At 39.8% G+C, this 20,455-nt stretch carries 17 protein-coding genes and 1 pseudogene; 7 read left to right on the plus strand and 11 right to left on the minus strand.

Features of this window, described 5'->3' with window-relative positions:
- The 5 genes and pseudogenes from TERY_RS11860 (at position 1) to TERY_RS32940 (ending at position 4,207) form a co-directional block, all read left to right on the plus strand.
- On the plus strand, positions 1-1,569 hold the full coding sequence (locus TERY_RS11860; RefSeq protein ID WP_011612057.1) for a chlorophyll a/b binding light-harvesting protein: 1,569 nt from the start codon (positions 1-3) through the stop codon (positions 1,567-1,569).
- A gap of 1,230 nt (positions 1,570-2,799) precedes the next feature.
- Positions 2,800-2,892 (plus strand): annotated as a pseudogene (locus TERY_RS36850) (hypothetical protein); the annotation flags it as partial.
- A 24-nt stretch (positions 2,893-2,916) separates the two neighbouring features.
- On the plus strand, positions 2,917-3,105 hold the full coding sequence (locus TERY_RS36855; protein WP_370497123.1) for a hypothetical protein: 189 nt from the start codon (positions 2,917-2,919) through the stop codon (positions 3,103-3,105).
- 52 nt (positions 3,106-3,157) lie between these two features.
- Positions 3,158-3,868 carry a phycobilisome rod-core linker polypeptide gene (locus TERY_RS11870; RefSeq protein WP_011612058.1) on the plus strand — a complete coding sequence of 237 codons (711 nt, stop codon included), beginning with the start codon at positions 3,158-3,160 and terminating at the stop codon, positions 3,866-3,868.
- A 135-nt stretch (positions 3,869-4,003) separates the two neighbouring features.
- Positions 4,004-4,207, plus strand: a complete 204-nt coding sequence (locus TERY_RS32940; RefSeq protein WP_155994404.1) for a hypothetical protein — start codon at positions 4,004-4,006, stop codon at positions 4,205-4,207.
- Between the two features lie 209 nt (positions 4,208-4,416).
- Here the strand turns inward: TERY_RS32940 and TERY_RS27895 are convergent, their stop codons facing one another.
- The 10 genes from TERY_RS27895 to sppA all read right to left on the minus strand — a co-directional run bounded on the left by TERY_RS27895 (position 4,417) and on the right by sppA (position 14,717).
- The gene (locus tag TERY_RS27895; RefSeq protein WP_071820685.1) at positions 4,417-4,695 is read right to left on the minus strand and encodes a transposase; all 279 of its coding nucleotides are present in this window, start codon (positions 4,693-4,695) and stop codon (positions 4,417-4,419) included.
- Positions 4,640-4,843, minus strand: coding sequence for a helix-turn-helix domain-containing protein (locus tag TERY_RS11875; RefSeq protein ID WP_052845783.1), 204 nt, complete (start codon positions 4,841-4,843; stop codon positions 4,640-4,642). The genes TERY_RS27895 and TERY_RS11875 overlap by 56 nt, the downstream gene beginning before the upstream one ends.
- Before the next feature lie 961 nt (positions 4,844-5,804).
- Positions 5,805-6,962, minus strand: a complete 1,158-nt coding sequence (locus tag TERY_RS11880) for an alpha-hydroxy-acid oxidizing protein (RefSeq protein WP_011612059.1) — start codon at positions 6,960-6,962, stop codon at positions 5,805-5,807.
- A gap of 124 nt (positions 6,963-7,086) precedes the next feature.
- The gene (locus tag TERY_RS36860) at positions 7,087-7,305 is read right to left on the minus strand and encodes a hypothetical protein (RefSeq protein WP_370497127.1); all 219 of its coding nucleotides are present in this window, start codon (positions 7,303-7,305) and stop codon (positions 7,087-7,089) included.
- A 45-nt stretch (positions 7,306-7,350) separates the two neighbouring features.
- Entirely contained in the window at positions 7,351-7,554 is a 204-nt protein-coding gene (locus TERY_RS36865) for a hypothetical protein (RefSeq protein ID WP_370497129.1), read from the minus strand.
- 114 nt (positions 7,555-7,668) lie between these two features.
- A complete protein-coding gene (gene hisI / locus TERY_RS11890) occupies positions 7,669-8,154 on the minus strand; it encodes a phosphoribosyl-AMP cyclohydrolase (RefSeq protein WP_011612061.1) in 486 nt (161 codons plus the stop codon).
- Between the two features lie 312 nt (positions 8,155-8,466).
- On the minus strand, positions 8,467-8,946 hold the full coding sequence (locus TERY_RS36870; protein WP_011612062.1) for a hypothetical protein: 480 nt from the start codon (positions 8,944-8,946) through the stop codon (positions 8,467-8,469).
- A gap of 128 nt (positions 8,947-9,074) precedes the next feature.
- Complete coding sequence (gene metH, locus TERY_RS11900) at positions 9,075-12,749, minus strand: methionine synthase (RefSeq protein WP_011612063.1); 3,675 nt, start codon at positions 12,747-12,749, stop codon at positions 9,075-9,077.
- Positions 12,750-13,483: 734 nt separating this feature from the next.
- Positions 13,484-13,861 (minus strand): chorismate mutase, encoded by a 378-nt coding sequence (gene aroH, locus TERY_RS11905; protein WP_011612064.1) that lies wholly within the window; start codon positions 13,859-13,861, stop codon positions 13,484-13,486.
- A gap of 37 nt (positions 13,862-13,898) precedes the next feature.
- On the minus strand, positions 13,899-14,717 hold the full coding sequence (gene sppA / locus TERY_RS11910; protein ID WP_011612065.1) for a signal peptide peptidase SppA: 819 nt from the start codon (positions 14,715-14,717) through the stop codon (positions 13,899-13,901).
- Between the two features lie 257 nt (positions 14,718-14,974).
- Here sppA and TERY_RS11915 point away from each other — a divergent pair, with 257 nt between their 5' ends.
- Positions 14,975-15,985, plus strand: coding sequence for an EamA family transporter (locus TERY_RS11915; RefSeq protein ID WP_011612066.1), 1,011 nt, complete (start codon positions 14,975-14,977; stop codon positions 15,983-15,985).
- A 241-nt stretch (positions 15,986-16,226) separates the two neighbouring features.
- Positions 16,227-20,246, plus strand: a complete 4,020-nt coding sequence (locus TERY_RS11920) for a HEAT repeat domain-containing protein (RefSeq protein WP_011612067.1) — start codon at positions 16,227-16,229, stop codon at positions 20,244-20,246.
- Here TERY_RS11920 and TERY_RS32945 read toward each other — a convergent pair.
- Complete coding sequence (locus TERY_RS32945) at positions 20,202-20,438, minus strand: hypothetical protein (RefSeq protein ID WP_155994405.1); 237 nt, start codon at positions 20,436-20,438, stop codon at positions 20,202-20,204. The genes TERY_RS11920 and TERY_RS32945 overlap by 45 nt on opposite strands.
- Between the last annotated feature and the right edge of the window lie 17 nt (positions 20,439-20,455).

Consider the following 20,455-nt stretch of genomic DNA (forward strand, 5'->3'; position numbering starts at 1 on the left):
ATGAGTGTAACTCAATCAACAAATCCATTAAGGTTTTTAGGATTTTCCACAGACAATAATGTTGATGTTACGAACTATGTTGGTAATTCCCAAGAACCCTATTCCTGGTGGGCAGGTAATTTTCGCTTTGTTGACCTATCTGGGAAATTATTAGGCGCTCACATTGCCCATGCCGGCTTAATTGTACTCTGGGCCGGTGCTATGACTCTATTTGAGTTATCCAGATTCGACCCTAGTTTACCTATGTACAACCAGGGGCTAATTTTGCTTCCCCACATGGCTACTCTGGGTTTAGGAGTTGGAGCAAATGGGGAAATTATCGATACCTATCCTTATTTTGCTATTGGTGTTGTTCACCTAGTTAGTTCAGCAATTTTAGGAGCTGGTGGGATTTACCATGCCGTACTTGGACCTGAGAAACTCGACGAAAAAGGATTTGGCTATCAGTGGAATGATGGTAACAAAATGACTACTATTCTTGGCATTCATCTAGTACTACTAGGGATTGGAGCATTGATGCTGGTAGTCAAAGCCGTTTATGGTAGTGGTTTGTACGATCCGGCGATCGCCAATGTACGAGTGATTACTGAACCAACTCTGAATCCACAAACTATCTTCGGGTACCTGGTAGGTATCACTCCTGATGGCTGGACATTGAAGGGAATGGCTGCAGTCAATTCTTTAGAAGATGTAGTAGGCGGTCATATATGGATTGGCGTCATCTGCATTTTAGGAGGTTTGTGGCATATTAATACTGCCCCTACTAAATGGGCTAAAGGGTTATTTGTTTGGTCCGGAGAAGCATATCTTGCCTACAGTCAGGCAGCTCTAGCTTACATGGGCTTTTTCGCAGCTTACTTTGTCTGGGTAAATGATACAGTTTATCCCTCAGTATTTTATGGTCCTGTGGGAGTGACTAACGTTGATGGAACTATTACTCCTCGTACCTGGTTAATGTTGTTCCAACTTATTTTTGCCTGTCTGCTACTGGCGGGTCACTTTTGGCATGGCCTCAGATCCAGAGCGATCGCTAGTGGATTTGTCTTCAGTAGTCTGAAATTCAATCCCGGTGCTCTCTATGGAGACGCTCAATTCAATAACGAATCCCTAGTTACAGGTATTGTGCAGCCGTACCAAAACAACCCCCAGTTGGGTAACCTGGCAACCCCAATTAACTCCAGTCAGCTAACTCTAACTTGGGTCAGAAACTTGCCAATTTATCGCAATGGTTTATCTCCCATTGCACGAGGGTTAGAAATTGGCATGGCTCATGGATACCTGTTATTAGGACCGTTCTTGAAACTCGGACCATTGCGCAATACTGACCAAGCTCTTTTAGCTGGAGGTGGTAGTGCATCAGGATTAGTAGTAATTTTAAGTATCTGTCTGTTCGTTTATGGGATGGCAGTGTTTCAAGGTTCAAGTAAGCCAGTGGGTGTTTTACCAGAAAACCTACAAACTTATGGGCATTGGAGCATGTTTACATCTGGTTTCTTGATAGGCGGAATAGGTGGTGTAATTTTTGCCTGCTTTATTCTGTTAGAAATTGGCCGAGCAGGAATTGTTTGAGCAAAGAAAACATCAGCTAGAAGACAGGAAGCAGTAAGGGTTTATCCTGACACCGGAGGTACAATATCCTGACGAGCAAACATAGCAGGGTTTGAAATGAAATTTCCCCAAGCTCACTCCACTTCAGTGGCTCCCGTTCAGGAGGGCTCACCTTCTGCGTTTTGTCTCTTATCTCCCGCCTTTTCAATATATTTCTAAGAGTTCCTATGAGGTATGATATTAAATCTGGGTAGAAAAGCAAGCTTGTCACATCGCCTAATTCCTTATTTAGTAACAGTTGTAACTTTAAAAAATACCTTCTCACACTAGACGGGTTTGGTATGAATTGTATCTATACTACCGGAATTGATATTATTTCTGATATCAAATCCCTTGAGTTTAGAGTAGTATAATTTCTTTGCTACTCATACAATGTGTATAGACAAATTGCTATTTAACCCCCCTCTACGATAAAATATGGACTCTTTTCTTTAATAGAGTTGTTTGGTGTTGGAAAAATTAAAATCCTGAAAAGCTTACTATATAAGTTTTTCAGGATTTTTTTATCAAAAATACCCTTAAACTTGGACCTGTTTTGGGTTTTAGCCATGTTTTTAATTCCCAACAACTCTATTATATGCCGACCAATTGCTAAGACGGTACTTGGAGTTATATTTGGAATTGGACTGACTCATCTCTAATTTTGTGTAGGCTACCTAGCTACTTTATGGTGTCATTAGCTACAAGTTTCATTCACCAGTTCCTGTTAACATTAGTTTGTTATCAAAATTATCCTTAGCAAATAAAGGACTAAATGTTGAAATGCGAAATGTGTGTTCATTCGTCGGAGATAAACAAACAACTCTGTGTTAAGAAAGGTCAAAAGAAAGCTAATTTTTCTGTTACAAGTCTTTTCGCAATACTTATAAAACTTTATATATACCCAATTAGTTTTGGTATAAGATAAGTATTAGGACTTCTTGCTTTAATATTTAATCACATTAAAATCCTTGCAAAAGTGAAGGGTTAACAGTTATTAAAGATCCTGGGGAGCGCTGAAATGGTGTCAACTAGTTTCAAAACGAGAATTACTGAAAAGAAAGTAAATTTTTATCTAAATGTCTGCAGAAGACCCGTGCTCTCCCGTACGGAAGTTTCCGGATAAATACCAATCAATCTTGCGGTTTGAAAAATATCTGTTATGGTGTAAACATTGAAAATTAGGCAGCAAATGAATGTTGCTCTAATTGTAGTCATATAATAATAAAATTACCTTTAAATATTAGAAAGTGGAATTGCCTTGAATATCGTAATTACCATGACAGGGATATAAACCCAAGTATAAACATTTTGGCTGCAGGACTCGCAGTGTCAGTCTGGGTCGCGGTCTTTATCCCCGAAGAGAAAAAATCTTTGAAGGCGGGTGCTATGAAGCAGAAAACCCCTAACAGCAATAAAACGGGAATCCCTCGCTGTCTAAAATATAGCAGCGTCGGGAGGATGTCAACTGATGGCAGTATAAATAATAAGCCACTAGCCAAAATTGAGCAGTTTTAGTTTTCATTTTTCGCTAACATTAAGTTATTTTCCAACAACTCTACTAACTAAAATGACAATTCCTTTACTTTACTATCCACTCTCTAGTCAAAATCATCGGGTTCAAGGATTTGAGGTTCCAGGAGATGAACATCCCAGACAGCAAACTCTGGACAAGCTACCAACTGGTACAGAGATAGATGAAATCATCGGGGCAGCCTATCGGCAAATTTTCAACGAGCAGCAAACAATTACAGCTCATCAACAGCTTTATTTAGAGTCTCAACTTCGCAATGGTCAGATTACAATTAAGGATTTCATGCGAGGTTTACTGCTTTCAGACTCATTCCGGCGACTGATTTATGATACTAATAGTAACTATCGTTGTGTTGAACTATGTATTCAAAGAGTTTTAGGACGTCCCGTCTATAACAATAAAGAGAAACTTAGTTGGTCTATTATATTGGCAACGAAAGGACTCCAAGGTTTTGTTAATGCCTTGTTAGACAGCGAAGAATATGAAAAACACTTTGGCTATAATTGTGTTCCTTACCAACGTCGGCGGATTTTGCCCCAGCGCATTAAAGGGGAGTTACCCTTTGCTCGGATGGCTCGTTATGATAGTAATTATCTCAAACAGTTATATCGAACAGGGCAACTACGGAAGTTTAGTGAAGTAGTTGATGAAAGTGTTTATGTTTATCGCAAAGCCCTCATCTTTTTGTCTATATTATCTTTAGCAGTCTTATCTATTACTCTGGTTTTAGTTTTTTCAGCTAAATAATATCAACATGACTTACCCATTGGCATATCCTGACCGTGAGGGCGAATGCCATAAAGCCCCTACGGTTGAAGCTAGGTCAAGCATGGGTAAGTTTTAATAAATTTCCCTATTATAGAAAAGGAATTAGAGCAATGAATGCAAGGATGTGTCAACCGTACGAAAAAAACTGTAGAAAATCGTAACAGCTTTTATCAAGATAATTGGATTAACCTATACAGGCTCTACCGCACAGCTAACTATTCCCTCGGCAGTAAATGCCTCTGGGAATTTCTTGTCTTAAATTTGAAGACTGCCATTGATATCGGCATTAATGACTATACCAGTTGCACTCCTGAATAAACCACGTTTGATTTATTTACCCCCATAAGTTTCATGTTTAATTGGTAGCTCTTGCTCAAGTGCAGAAGTTTGACTGGTGTAACAATATCCGTTTCAATGACTTTGAGCCCAGCTAGTTGACATTTATAAGTTATCTGTTGAATTAGCTTATAGTGAGGTATTTGGGTAAAGTTTTGATGTTTTTTTTGACCGATGTTTGCACCTTGTTTCTAATTATCATTTTTGCCTATGACTACAGTACCAATATTATTTGTGGTTAAAGACTCAACGACTAAGGAATTGGTATTATGCAGATAATTCTCCACAAAACGATTTCGGTAATAGGTTAACGCTTCAAGCTTACGGCTAGTTTTTTTTCTGGCCTTTGAGCTTTGGTACTTAGCTTTACGCTTTTTATATAAGAAGCGCCTTTTTTTCTCCCAGGGCTGCTTCTCAAATAGGTTGTAAGGGATAAACCCAGTAATGTGACTGGCTACGGTCGATATCAAACAAGATACCAGCTAAATCAAAAGCCGGGTAACACTTAAAGTAGAAAAGAATGTAGAACAATTTCTCTTGATTGTTGCGTAAACGAGCCAACAGGCCTCCTCTAACAGAGCGTTGACAAGGTTTTAAGTGCAATGTTTGCTTATACATTTGATCAAAGGACTCCAACAAAAATTCAAATGCTTTACGGTTTAATCAGTGTTAATGCTCTGGGTAACCTATCTTGTTTTAAGGCTCGTTCAATATTTAGCATTTTTATGGCTAATTTATTCTTGAATGATTTTACCTGATTTCCCAACAACTCTAATATAAATGGGAGCCAAAAGTACCAGGTCGCCCCAATGAGAGACACTTAACATTAAGAATTACTTCCGATACTCTCTCTGGAGTAAAACAACTTACCAACTGGCAAGATCAGGCATGAGCCAAGTTAAAGGAATTGTTAGAAGAGAAAAGCGCGATCATCACTTCCACAGAAACATATCCATTAGGTGGCGGGGCAGTTACTGAAGCTAATTGTTAGAGGGGTACTCATACTATAAGTATTCTTTTTGTGTAGCAGCTGCTCCTAATGTTTCTACAGATCTATCCTTGGATCAGAAATATAGAAATTGATGGATCGATGGATCAGAATCTGTGGATCATGTACGATAAGGCTGAAAATCAGCTAGGGTTTCCCAACTATGGGTTTGTTTCTTAGAGAGCGATCGCTATTAAAAATCAAATCTATATCACGATGCCTGAATGCTTGAGTTATGCAATACTTCTTTACTAATGTTCACATTGCCGTTTGACTGCCCTCCCCAAACTTCCTTCAAAGAATTGGTTTTGAATGATTCTCCGACAACCCTCACTGTTGGAGAATTTGTTCTACAAACAATCACGGCACACTTCTTAATGAGATTCTCAGCCCAAGTATTATAGCCAATAACCAACAAATTACTGGCAATAAAATATTGATGCAAATTAGAGAGCTACTGGATTTAAGTGCCAGTCCATTGCTGATAGATTGTTGGGAAGATGGCTCTTTCTCGGTAGATTTATAGGGTAGGTAAGCCTATGGAGGAAAATTCTCAATTCTTTCATTATATCTTGCCCACCCTACGCAGCCTCATCGTGAGTGATGAAAGCGTAGATTATCTCTACTCAATTGATCCAGCTTGGTCACTCCCATCAATTTCATATCACGCTCAATTTCAGTGCGCATATTACCTAAAACACGCTCAACTCCTGCCCTCCCAGCAGCAGCCAATGCATAAAGATATAATCGCCCACCTGAACATGCTTTAGCTCCAACAGATAGAGCCTTGAGCACATGCGTACCGCGCTGAATACCACCTTCGCAAATGACATCAATTTTATCCCCAACAGCATCACAAATTTCTGCGAGTTGATCGAAGGGGCTACGGGAACCATCAAGCTGACGGCCACCGTGGTTAGAAACTATAATACCCGTACAACCAATATCAATAGCACGCTTGGCATCTTCCACACTCATTATCCCTTTCAGTGCAAACTGCCCGTTCCACTGTGCGCAGAGTTTTTCAGCATCATTCCAATTCATGGATTGATCTAGCATCGTTGAAAAATAATCACCAACAGAGACTGCTAAATTCGTTCCCTGGGAGACATACCCAGACAAATGCGGCATATCGAACTTTTCTTTTGTCAAAAAGTTCCAAGCCCATGCAGGGTGAGTCGCAAAACTCATAAAGGAGCCTAGTGTTAATTTTGGTGGTGAGGTAAATCCTGTACGTAAATCACGTTCGCGATTACCACCAGTAATCGTATCGACGGTTAATGCCAACACATTAAAGTTCGCAGCTCGTGCACGTTCAAGCAACGCATCATTTAAGCCGCGGTCTTTATGGAAGTAGAACTGAAACATCTTTGGAGTGTTTGTAATCTCTGCGATCTCTTCAACAGTTACTGTCGCCAGTGAAGACACTCCAAACATTGTGCCATATTTTGCAGCAGCTCTCGCAACCGCACGCTCTCCTTCGTGATGAAAAAGGCGTTGCAATGCTGTCGGAGCACAGTAGATAGGCATGTCTAGTTTTTGCCCCATCACTTCAACTGACATATCCACATTCTCCACACCGACAAGCACGTTCGGAATAAGATCGCATTCTCCATAGGCTTCAGTGTTACGCCGATAGCTCTGTTCATCATCGGCAGCTCCATCAATGTAATCAAAAATTGGTCCTGGTAATCTGCGTTTTGCTAATTTTCGGAAATCCTGAAAATTGTGACAGTCATTCAATTTCATAAAATACCTCAGTGAGATTTATGTTTACTAAGCAGTTCATACTATTCCATTTTGAGAAATATTCAACCTTCATCGCCAGTCTCTAGAGAATGAACTGTTCCAAAATCACCAGTTTATTCAGAACTCAGTTCTGACAGGTTATTGGAAGTTGTTCGTCTTGCCAAGTACTAACTCCTAGCTGGAATTCATCCCAGGTTTTATGTACTTGCTCGTAGCATTGAGATGGTGTAATGGGTAGGTTTTTCAAGTAAAAGAACATTGCTCCATAGAAAGACTCCAGCAACAATAAAATCTCTGTTGTTGGATAATAATTATCGACAGCTTCCAAGATGTAAGCAATCATAATCATGGGGCAAAATTGCAGTGTCAGGAGCCGCTAACCAGGCATTCAGGAATGGCAAAGGCGAGAACGTCTGACAAAATGGATTTTAAATGATTCTCTGCCAACTCCCACTGTTGTATAATTTGTGCTACAAACTATTGCGCTCTGCTTTTGACTGAGATAACTAGCCCAAGCATTATAGCCAATGACTAGCAAATTACTGGCAATAAAATCTTGATGCAAATTCGATCTATCGTTTATTTCACTCATTAGAGACCTCTATAGCTGAAAAAAAAAGTAGCGATCGCCCTGTTAATAATGCACTATATGTTATATATAGTGCATTTGCGTAATTCCTATAGGTGTTAAAGGATTGAAGTAAATTTACAATTGTGTTGGGTTGGGAGCATTACCATACACTGTTTTCGGGTCAAAAGTTTTCTCCGTTTCGGTAAAAGTTAACTGAATTGGTTCTTGGGAATCAATAGCACTTTTTCCCGTAGGAATACAGCGATAAAAACAAGAACGATAACCCACGTGACAACTAGCTCCCGAACCAGCTACTTCAACCTGCATCCACAGACAATCTTGGTCGTCATCAATAGCTAACTGCTGTACTTTTTGCACCAGTCCACTAGATTGACCTTTATGCCATAGTTGCTGACGACTGCGACTGTAATAGTGACCTTCTCCCGTTTCAATGGTTTTAACTAAAGCCTCTTCGTTCATATAAGCGTGCATCAGCACTTCACCCGTGTTGGCATCGGTGGTAACGACTGGAATCAAACCATTGCAGTCAAATTTGGGAGCAAGGAGCAAACCTTCTTCTACTTGTTCTACTGAATTTCTGGTACTAAATAGGGGATTCATATTAGCTCAACTTTTCAATTTTAATAATCATTATCCTGTGAAGTATCCCAACTAATTGTAAAGCAATATAGTTAGACGGTCATAGATCGCTCAAATCATTCTGAGAACACCTTAAAAGGTACGACCTTGGCTTCCTACCCTGAAAAACTACTGCTCCTGATACAGGATATTTCAGGATATTTCAATCATCTGCTTATGCGTAGATTTGGACACTTCCTACCCTACTATATCCGTCGGAAAATTGTAGCAGACTTTCACAAGCATTGATATCTCTGTCTTAATTTACTTGAGTTGGAACAAATAATAGTGACACTAACTAATGTGCTTGAGATCGATCTTTGGAAGGTGTTCATCTTGCAAATTACTAACTCCTAGCTGGAATTCATCCCAGGTTTTACGGACTTGCTCGTAGCATTGAGGTGGTGTTATGGGTAGATTTTTCAAGTAAAAGAACATTGCTCCATCGAAAGACTCCAGCAACAATACAACCTCTTTTGTTGGATAATAATTATCGACAACTTCCAAGATGTGAGCAATCATAAAATCATGGGGCAAAATTGCCGTGTCAGGAGCTGCTAACCAAGCATTCAGGAAAGGCGTAAGGCGAGAACGTCCGACAAAATGGGTTTTGAATGATTCTCCGCCAACCCCTACTGTTGGAGAATTTGTGCTACAAACTATCGCGCCGCGCTTATGACTAAGATGACCAGCCCAAGCATTATAGCCAATAACCAGCAAATTACTGGCAATAAAATCTTGGTGCCAATTCGATCTATCATTTATTTCACTCATTAGAGACCTCTATTTTGAAAGCAAATCCAGTTGAAGCTTAGGCTACAATAGCTATGCTGATGCCTAGCAATTATCAAGAAAAATTAGAGGCCGCCTAGATAGGGCGACCCCATTCCCAATTGATCTAACTAAGCACTAAAATATCTAGCAACAGGATGATAGATAACAAAAGCAGTAGTTGTTTGCTCTGGATAAAGCTGTTCGCTCTCATCAATTGATACCCCAATGCGATCAGCTCCCAATAATTGCAACTGTGGCACTTGATCGATAACTACCGGACAAGCTGGATAGCCAAAACTATACCGAGAACCCTGATACCTTTGAGCTAATATATCGCGAATGTTATCTGGCTCTAAATCCCCATAACCTAACTCCCGCCGAATCCTGGCGTGACTCCATTCTGCTAAGGCTTCCGCCAACTGCACCGCCATACCGTGGAAATAGAGATAATTGGTGTACTCGTTCCCTTGATAAAGTTCCTGTGCTTTCTGAGTAGCAATTTCTCCCATAGTTACTGCCTGCATAGGCAAAACATCAAATTGATCATGCTCAAGGGGGCGGATGAAATCAGCAATACACAGGCGACGCATGGATTTCTGACGGGGGAATGTCCAAGTGACAAACGGGGTTGCTGTTGTAGGTGTTAAGCCCTGCTCAATAACACTCGGATCGTAAACATGAACGGAATTGCCGATGGCTGCACAAGGGAAATAACCATAAACTAGAGTCGGCTCCAACCATTGTTCAGTGCGAACTTTTTGCTTCCATTCTTCCAAGATCGGATAAACCTTTGATGCCAGGAACCAATCATATTCCTCACGAGGTTGGCCTTTCGGTTTACGGAATTGCCATTGACCAGCGAACAGTGCCTGTAAATCCATGTACCAGAACAGTTCTTCTAGCTTTAGATCACCACTCTGAAGAATTTTCGTGCCCCAGAAAGGTGGTGCAGGACGTTCGATATCAATCGCTACGTCTGTCGAACGTTTAGTATCAATTACAGTGGGTTTATTGGGTTTCTTTCCATTACCATTGACTTCTCCATCGGATTTCTCCCCATCACCGTTGAGTTCTCGTTCTAAATCTTTGATTGCTTTGCGTCCCCTTTGGTTAAACTGAGCAAACTCCCCTGTAAAGCCTTCGGTATCGACCCAGCAATCCTTATCTTTGGCGGGCATCAGCCGATCCATAAAGGTCAAATCTGCAAAAGCATCTTTACCGTAAATGACCTGCCCTTGGTAAGTATCTTGACAATCACCATAAACAAATTTTGGTGTGAGTGCAGCACCACCTAAAATCACTGGTACTGTAATACCTTTAGCATTAAATGCTGCAAGATTTTCTTTCATGAATGCTGTAGATTTCACCAGCAAGCCACTCATAGCAATACAATCAGGTTTATGCTGCTCATAAGCTTCGACAATTGCCTCAATTGCTTGTTTAATGCCCAGATTGATGACCTTATAGCCATTATTGGTCAATATGATATCCACCAGATTTTTCCCGATATCATGGACATCGCCTTTAACCGTAGCAATCAGGAATTTACCTTTACCGCGATCTTCGTCCTCTCCTTCTATTTTTTCCATGTAGGGTTCAAGGAAAGCTACCGCAGATTTCATTGTTTCGGCTGACTGCAACACGAAGGGTAATTGCATTTGACCAGAGCCAAACAGTTCCCCTACAACCTTCATCCCATCCAGCAAGAAAGTATTGATAATCTCCAGGGCTTTATGACCGGCATCTAAAGCTACCTTTAACGCATCTTCCAATCCAATGCGCTCGCCATCAATAATATGTTGCTTCAAGCGTTGGTCGATGGGCAAATCTGCTAAGGAAGGGCCAGATCTAGCATCTTTTGCACTCACTCCCGCAAAAATTTCCGTTAGCTTCGTCAACGGATCGTAGGTGCAAATATCCCCTTCAAATTTGCGATTATCATAAATCAAATCGCAACAGATCTGTTGATGTTCTTCATCAATCTTTGATAACGGTAAAATCTTGGCAGCCGAGACAATTGCCCCATCCATCCCTGCTTTCATCGCTTCATTGAGGAAGATCGAATTTAAGGTGATGCGAGTGGCTGGACTCAAGCCAAAAGAAATGTTAGAGACCCCTAACATAAAATGGACACCGGGCAGATTTTCCCGAATCAGTCGAATTGATTCGATCGTTGCTTTAGCATTTTCCCGATCCTCCTCAATTCCAGTTGAAATTGGTAGAGCTAAGGTATCATAGAAAATTTCATGGGGTGGAATTCCAAACTTGAGGGCATCCTTATAAGCCCGTTGGGCAATCTCAAATTTTTTCTTGGCAGTTCTAGCCATTCCCTCTTCATCGATACAGCCGATGACAACTCCTGCACCATATTCTTTGGCCAATTCCAACACTTTAAAAAATCGCTCTTCTCCATCTTCATAGTTGGTGGAATTGAGCAAACATTTACCCCCAGCGACCTTAAGGCCTGCTTCCATTTTGGTCCATTCGGTGGAGTCAAGCATCAGTGGGAGGGTCGTATTAGTCACCAGTCGCGATACCAGTTCTCGCATATCCCGTTCTCCATCACGCCCGACGTAATCCACGTTTACATCTAGCATATGGGCGCCTTCTTTGACCTGGGATTTAGCGATCGCCAATAACCCATCCCAATCATCTTCATTCAAAAGCTTGCGGACTTTCTTAGAACCACTGGCATTTAATCGCTCGCCAACGATTAAAAAAGAATTATCCTGCTCATAGGTTTGGGCAGAATAAATGGAAGCTGCTGCTGGGGTATAGGAGAGAGGCGTTCTAACCTTACCCACAGCATTTTTTCGTACCGATCGCTCTTTTAGTGGGGTTTCTTCCACAGCATCGGCTAATGCTTGAATATGTGCTGGACGGGTACCGCAGCAGCCACCGACAATTTGAACTCCATACTGACCAATGAACTCAGACATGGACGTTTTAAATTCTAGCGGGGTCATTTTATAATGAGCCTGACCGCCAATATTTTCTGGTAGCCCCGCATTGGGAATACAAGAAATGGGGAATGGTGAATTTTCTGATAGATATTTGATATGAGAGGTCATCAAATTTGGACCTGTCGCACAATTTAGACCCAAAATATCAATGGGGAAAGGCTCCAGAATTGCTAACACCCCAGAGATATCTGTTCCCACCAACATAGTTCCCTGAATTTCCATGGTCACGGATACCATTAAGGGGAGTCTGGATCCTTTTTTGGCAAATACCGCCTCAAAGGCACTCAATGCTGCCTTAATTTGCAGAACATCTTGACAGGTTTCCACTATGAAAAGATCGGCTCCCCCGTCATAAAGACCTTCTGCTTGCACCATGAAGCTCGCTTTTAATTCATCATAGGTAATATGACCGAGGGTGGGTAGCTTGGTTCCTGGACCGATGGAACCTGCGACGAATCTAGGTTTTTCGGGACTCGTAAACTCATCCGCACAACTACGCGCCAATTCTGCTGCCTTTCTACTTAGCTCGTAGGCGCGATCGGCTAGATTGTACTCGGCGAGGACTAAGGGGCTAGATCCAAAGCTATCAGTCTCGACAACATCTGCCCCTGCTGCCAGAAAATCACGATGGACTTTCGCCACTGCTTCTGGCTTCGTGACGACTAAATATTCATTACAACCTTCATATTCCGCTCCACCAAAATCCTCGGCGGTCAAGTTTTGAGATTGGATGTTAGTTCCCATCGCACCATCAAAGATCAGTACTGGGCGATCTGGACTCTGGAGCCGTTGGAGAAATGAAGTCTTTAACTGAGGTTTTGGAATTTCAACACTTAGCATAGGCGTAATGGTTATAGTTGGTCTCAGACTTCTCCTGCAACCTTTTTATTTTTTACCCCAAAGCAAGTCAAAGAATTGCAGATTGCATTCTCGCAGATTACAGATTTACCCCTACTTAAAAGACGGTGGCAAGGGAAGTGTAGATTGTAATTTTTTGGTTAATTGTTAATTTTTGAGGGTAGATTTTAGATTTACCAATGCTTGAACGCAAAGGAACCTTTATCTACTCAATCTCCAATCTCCAATCTCCAATCTCCAATCTCCAATCTCCAATCTCCAATCTCCAATCTTCGGTCAGTTTGGAAGGCTGAGGAGAATATTTTTAAGAATAATAATCATTCTCAAACTTAATATAACATAAAAATACTTTATTATTCATTTACAATTATTTCTAGTTAGGAGCACCACAACCAATATTCATTGAAAAAAAATTTATATGATCAGGTCTCCAATAGTGAAAAGGTCAGAGGTGAGAGTTTGTCCCTTAACTTTTGGCTTTCTTCCTGTAATTGTTTAACTTTCGAGTTGAGTTATTTTACCAGATTTAGTATACTTTTAATTCTTGAAATACTCCGGCCTCTGCAATGTTTGCTGAGTAAAATGTGGGTAAAATGATTGCAGTAATTTGGCCGTTAATTTTTCTGATGATAGTTTTTGTGTCATGGTTTATCTTCTACAACACTAGCTGCACTCCTTCTCTTCTTACTCCGGTTTACGGAGGGGATATTTTTTTCTTATCCATTTACCAAGTCAGGTCTCAAATTTTTTGCCTCTCGTAAATAGGTATGCACAATTTTTTTTGGGTTAGCTTCCGGCATGTTGATATAAATTAAAAATCTAATACAACGTTTTAAACTACCTTTAACATACATTTGCTGCACATCTAATAAAGGTATATTATTCCAGTTGGGACGTTGGCGGGCGATCGCTGCTGGAAAAATAGCATCTAAGTCATGAGTCACAGAGAAAGTTGCACTAATAACTTGCTCTAGATCAAAATCATTCTTTTTTTCTAGCTCATTTAGTAATTCATTCACTGCCTCTCGAATTGCCTCTACAGAATTTTCTGAGACTGTAGTTGCTCCACGAATTGCTTGAACTCGCCACACCACACTAAAATCCTCCCCATTAAAAGCTTTATAGTTAAATTTAAGGTCGATACAGCCACAAAGGTAAGCCACTGGTAGAAACTTCAAATTCCACCCAGCTTTGAGCAGCCGATAATTTTGATGATACCTGATTATTGTTCAAAACTTTATTTAAGAAAGTTTTGGGTTTTTCTAGAGTAAAACTCTCGGTTTTTTCTGGGTCTAAGTCCACCAGATTACAGGCCCATTTCCTAGCATCTTCTTCTGTACCTAAACGGTCTACTACCCCTAATTCTAATGCTTGTTGTCCAGTAAAGATACGACCATCTGCAAAACTTTTAACAGTTTCTACAGCTAAATTTCGCGCTTCAGCCACTGTTTGGACAAATTGCTGATAACTAAAATCTATTAGATCTTGGAGAATTTGCTTTTCTGGAGCAGTCATTTCCCGGTCAAAGGCTAATATATCTTTATAAGGCCCAGATTTTACTACCTTAAAAGAAACCCCTACTTTTTCTAATAGACGTTCTATATTATTGCCTCGCAAAATTACCCCAATACTACCAGTTATCGTCCCCGGATTGGACATTATGTTTTGAGCACCCATACCAATATAAACACCACCAGAGGCAGAAATATTGCCGAAGCTCGCGACAATTTTTACTTTCTCTTGCAGCTTTTTCAGGGCATTGTAGATTTCTTGAGAGTCCGCTACAGTACCTCCGGGACTATCTATCCTAAGTAATAGGGCCGGAAATTTTCTTTCTTCTACTGTTTTAAGTGCTTCTAACACTTGTTTTCGGGTCTCGCTGGCAATGACACCATTAATCTCTATTCGGGCAATTTGTTTACGATATCGGGGCTTAAATGGCCAAATCATCCTGTTTTTTTTCTCTTAAGTCAAAATACAAAAGGCAAAAATAATAAGCAATAAGCAATAAATTTTTTTAGCTCATAGCATATTCAAGTGAAATTGTCAATCAAAATAGTACTAACGAATATTTTGAAATTATTAATATATCTTACTTTATAATTTAACAAATAAGTAACAATATATGTTTTTGCTTAAAGATTGTTATAATTTGTAAAAATATTTTAAGTAATTTAAAATACTAAACTTATAAATTATATAAACTTATGCAGCTAAAACTGACTAACTCAAAACTACCCTTAGCTCCACTTTTGCTAATTGCTCCCTTCTTCTTTTGGGGAACTGCAATGGTAGCAATGAAAGGTGTTATCCCTCAAACAACACCATTTTTTATGGCAGCAATACGTATATTGCCAGCAGGTATATTATTGTTACTTATAGGAATGCTTCAGGGAAGACCTCAACCACAAAATAAATTAGCTTGGTTGTGGATATTATTGTTTGCTTTAATAGATGGTGCTTTGTTTCAAGGGTTTTTGGCGCAAGGGTTAGTCAAAACAGGTGCTGGGTTGGGCTCAGTAATGATTGACTCTCAACCTCTAGCGGTAGCTATTTTATCATTGTGGTTATTTCAAGAGAGAATTAGATTTTGGGGTTGGCTAGGGTTAGGTATTGGTGTTTTTGGCATTAGCTTAATTGGTTTACCTGATGAATGGATATCAAGTTTACTGCACCCGGAAACAATACAAATATCTCTGGGTATGGATACTTTTTCTCAAAGTGGAGAATGGTTAATGTTATTAGCATCTCTGTCTATGGCAGTAGGAACAGTATTAGTGCGTTGGGTTTGCAAATACAACGACCCAGTTATGGCAACTGGTTGGCATTTAATTTTAGGTGGTATTCCATTGCTTGCTATTTCAGCAGGGGTTGAGTCTCAGCAATGGGTTAATATTGATCAGTATGGTTGGATAGCTATGGGTTATGCCGCTGTTTTTGGGAGCGCGATCGCTTATGGTTTATTTTTTTACTTTGCTTCTTCAGGAAATCTTACCAGTTTGAGTGCTTTAACTTTTCTCACACCAATTTTTGCTTTGTTATTTGGCAATTTATTTTTAGGAGAAATATTGAGTCGGCTACAGTCAATAGGAGTTGGTTTAACTTTAGTAAGTATTTATTTAATTAATCAGCGGGATGTATTAGCTGAGAGGTTAAATTTTAGTAGTTCAAGACAAGAAGTTTTTTCCAATATTACTACACGCAATTTATTAAAATAGTCTCAAAAGTAAGCAGTTGAATTGAGGCTACAACTTGAAGTTGAGATATTAGAAAAAAAGTTAACTAACAGAAAATTGGCAAAGCTAAAATGTAGCTACCGATTAGATTTGCCATAACTGAGTCTTTTCAGAGCTGTTCCCATCTCGATAATGAGAATAAACTACAACCAGATTTAGTTTGGCGACAACAGCGCTATGTTTTTTATTGGTAAGTTTTAATAATATCAAAGGTAAAATAATTATGCTTGAGTCTTTTGCAATAGTAGCCAGTGGACAATTAGTAGGTTTTCTCGCTAAAGAAGTTCTGGGAAAATTGGCTAAAGAAGCACTTGAAGATTATGTTAAAGATTTTTTTAAGCAATGTATTACTGATTTTAAAGATAGGATAAGCAATACCAAAAAAAAGCATTTAGAAAAAGCTACTGCAGAAGCTCTGAAAGAATTTTTAGAATTAGTACAGCAAGAGTTAGAAGATGCAGATTTAGAGGAAAATCAGTTACAAGAATATAATCAACCTTTGGAACAGTTTCTCAAAAATAAGTTAGTTAGAGAAACTTTGGGGAGTGCTTTTGATAATAATAGAAAAATTGTAGATACTAAGATATTAGCTAATATTGCTAAAGACATTGTTCCAGATTTGCCACCTAATTTTGACTGGCAAAGAGTCGCAAGAAGATATGGCAAAAAAGTTAAAAATATTAGGAATAATTATGATGAATTACGGAAAATATTAGATTCAGAAAACCTCGCTCAAATAGCAAATCAAAATTATAAAATTACACCAGAATTTGACCTCAGAAAATATCAAGAAGGTATCCAAGAACAATATGGAAAACTCAAATTAGAAAGTTTAGATACCAGTGGTTATGGTTATAATGAACTGAAATTATGGGGAATGTTTATTCCTCAAAATGTTCGAGAATCTCAAGAATTTAGGCCTCAATTATATGAGGTTCCTAAAGAATATCTCCAACAATTAAAAGAGACGGGGCAGTTAGAGGCAGAATTTTCTCTAGAACAATTGGAAACTGTCCGACGCAGATATTTAGAACAGCCGGCTCGCTCGGTTTTAGAACTAATAGAAAATACCAACTATAAATATTTAGTTATTCTGGGAGACCCTGGTTCTGGCAAGTCTACCTTATTACAATATATCGCTTTGGAATGGGCAGAATTACCTCTGAAAGATTTGCCTTTAAAACCAATTCCTCTATTAATTGAACTACGGACTTATGTGAGAAATCATGAGACTAATAAATGCCAAAGTTTTCTAGATTTTCTGGAAAAAGGTAGCGGTTTAAATTGCCATTTTCCTCAAAAAGAACTTCATGCAAAACTACAAAATGGTGATGCTATTGTGATGTTTGATGGGTTGGATGAAGTTTTTGAACCTGCTAAAAGAAAGGAAATAATTACTGATATTCATCGGTTTACAAATGATTATAAAAATGTCCGGGTTATTGTTACTTCTAGAGTAATTGGTTATCAGCCACAACAACTCCGGGATGCTGAATTTTATCATTTTATGTTGCAAGATTTGGGGTCGGAACAAGTTGAGGATTTTATTCAACGTTGGCATGATTTAACTTATCAAGATGAGCGGGAAAAAGAGCGGAAAAGGGAAAGGTTGAAACGGGCAATTAATGATTCTTCAGCTATTAAGCAATTGTCGGGAAATCCTTTGTTATTAACTATGATGGCTATTTTAAATCGTCATCAAGAATTACCGAGAGATAGGGCAGAACTTTATAATCAAGCTTCTCGGGTTTTATTACAGCAATGGGATATGGAAAGGGCTTTAGTTGATGCTAAGATTGACCCGATAACTATTGACTATAAAGATAAGCAAGAAATTTTGCGCCGAGTTGCTGATTTTATGCAACAAAATAAAGAAGGTTTGGCTGGTAATTTGATTGATGAAAGCAGCTTAGAAAGTATTATTAAAAAGTATCTAAAAAGTGTAGATATTAATGATGTGAGATTTGTGGCTAGGGCGTTGATGGAACAGTTGCGGGTTAGGAATTTTATTTTGTGTTTTGTTGGGGGTGGATATTATGCTTTTGTGCATCGAACTTTTTTAGAATATTTCTGTGCTTGGAGTTTTGTTTGGCAGTTTACGGTAACACAAACTCTGGGAAAAGATGGGTTGATAAATGATGTTTTTGGTGGTCATTGGCGGGATGAAAAATGGCATGAAGTATTACGGTTAATTTCTGGGATGATAGATGCTAAGTTTGTGGGAGATATTATTAGTTATTTGATGGAACAAGATGGGGAAGAGGAAAAGTTTCAGAATTTATTTTTGGCGGGCAAGTGTTTGTCTGAAGTTAGGAGTAGTCAGGGTATTGGTGATGTGGAAACTCGGTTATTAAATAGGTTAAAAGATTTGACTGGGTATGACCTTGGTTATTTTTATGAATCTTATGATGAAGATGATGAAGATGCAGAGTTAGTTCGTGAAATTCGTACTCAAGCTGTGGAAATAGTGGCTACATCCTGGAGGGATGACTCTTCAACTTATGCTTGGCTTAAAGAAAGGGTTGTGTCTGATGAAAGTTCGTTTGTGCGACGTGAAGCCGTCGGACAAATAGCTACTGGTTGGAAACACGAGCCCGGAATTTTAGAATTACTCAAACAAAGGGTTGTGTCTGATGAAAGTGAGGATGTGCGAGCTGAAGCCCTCCGACAAATAGCTACTGGTTGGAAACACGAGCCCGGAATTTTAGAATTACTCAAACAATGGGTTGTGTCTGATGAAAGTGAGTCTGTGCGAGCTGAAGCCCTCCGACAAATAGCAACTGGTTGGAAACACGAGCCGGGAATTTTAGAATTACTCAAACAATGGGTTGTGTCTGATGAAAGTCAGCTTGTGCGAGGTGAAGCCCTCCGACAAATAGCTACTGGTTGGAAACACGAGCCCGGAATTTTTGAATTACTCAAACAAAGGGTTGTGTCTGATGAAAGTTGGCTTGTGCGAGGTGTAGCCCTCCGACAAATAGCAACTGGTTGGAAACACGAGCCCGGAATTTTAGAATTACTCAAACAATGGGTTGTGTCTGATGAAAGTGAGGATGTGCGAGCTGAAGCCCTCCGACAAATAGCTACTGGTTGGAAACACGAGCCCGGAATTTTAGAATTACTCAAACAATGGGTTGTGTCTGATGAAAGTCAGCTTGTGCGACGTGAAGCCGTCCGACAAATAGCTACTGGTTGGAAACACGAGCCCGGAATTTTAGATTTACTCAAACAAAGGGTTGTGTCTGATGAAAGTTGGCAGGTGCGAACTGAAGCCGTCCGACAAATAGCTACTGGTTGGAAACACGAGCCCGGAATTTTAGAATTACTCAAACAAAGGGTTGTGTCTGATGAAGACTTGAATGTGCGAACTGAAGCCGTCCGACAAATAGCTACTGGTTGGAAACACGAGCCCGGAATTTTAGAATTACTCAAACAAAGGGTTGTGTCTGATGAAAGTCAGCTTGTGCGAACTGAAGCCGTCGGACAAATAGCTACTGGTTGGAAACACGAGCCCGGAATTTTAGAATTACTCAAACAAAGGGTTGTGTCTGATGAAAGTGAGGATGTGCGAGCTGAAGCCCTCCGACAAATAGCAACTGGTTGGAAACACGAGCCCGGAATTTTAGAATTACTCAAACAAAGGGTTGTGTCTGATGAAAGTGTGCGTGTGCGAACTGAAGCCCTCCGACAAATAGCAACTGGTTGGAAACACGAGCCCGGAATTTTTGAATTACTCAAACAAAGGGTTGTGTCTGATGAAAGTGAGGATGTGCGAACTGAAGCCCTCCGACAAATAGCAACTGGTTGGAAACACGAGCCCGGAATTTTAGAATTACTCAAAGAAAGGGTTGTGTCTGATGAAAGTGAGGATGTGCGACGTGAAGCCCTCCGACAAATAGCTACTGGTTGGAAACACGAGCCCGGAATTTTTGAATTACTCAAACAAAGGGTTGTGTCTGATGAAAGTTGGGATGTGCGACGTGAGGCAGTCAAACAAATAGCAACTGGTTGGAAACAGGAGCCCGGAACTTTTGAAATATTTTATGACAACGCCCTCAACGATCCCTTTGAACGTAAACATGAATTTCAAGACAACCCTCGACAAACAGCACTAGAAGCAATAGTCAAACAATACCCAGACCATCCCCAAACCCTCCCACTATTACAAGACAGAGCCGAAAACGACCCAGACAAAAAACTACAGAAATGGGCAAAAAGGATATTGCAGCAATATACAACATAGCCATTCCCACAGTTCTGATACACATTTACGATCGCCCTCAAAATGCCACTCAGCTCTCAGCAGGAGACAGGACGATAAAATTGGCACTTCAGTGTCATCTAGGGAAATTCCTGCATTACCTAACTCTTGTCTGAGGTCTTCTATTGCTTTAATTACTTCTTCCTTGAAACTACTACAGTAACAAAAAGTCACCTGAAACTTTGTATCTA

The organism is Trichodesmium erythraeum IMS101, assembly GCF_000014265.1.
Lineage (GTDB): Bacteria > Cyanobacteriota > Cyanobacteriia > Cyanobacteriales > Microcoleaceae > Trichodesmium > Trichodesmium erythraeum.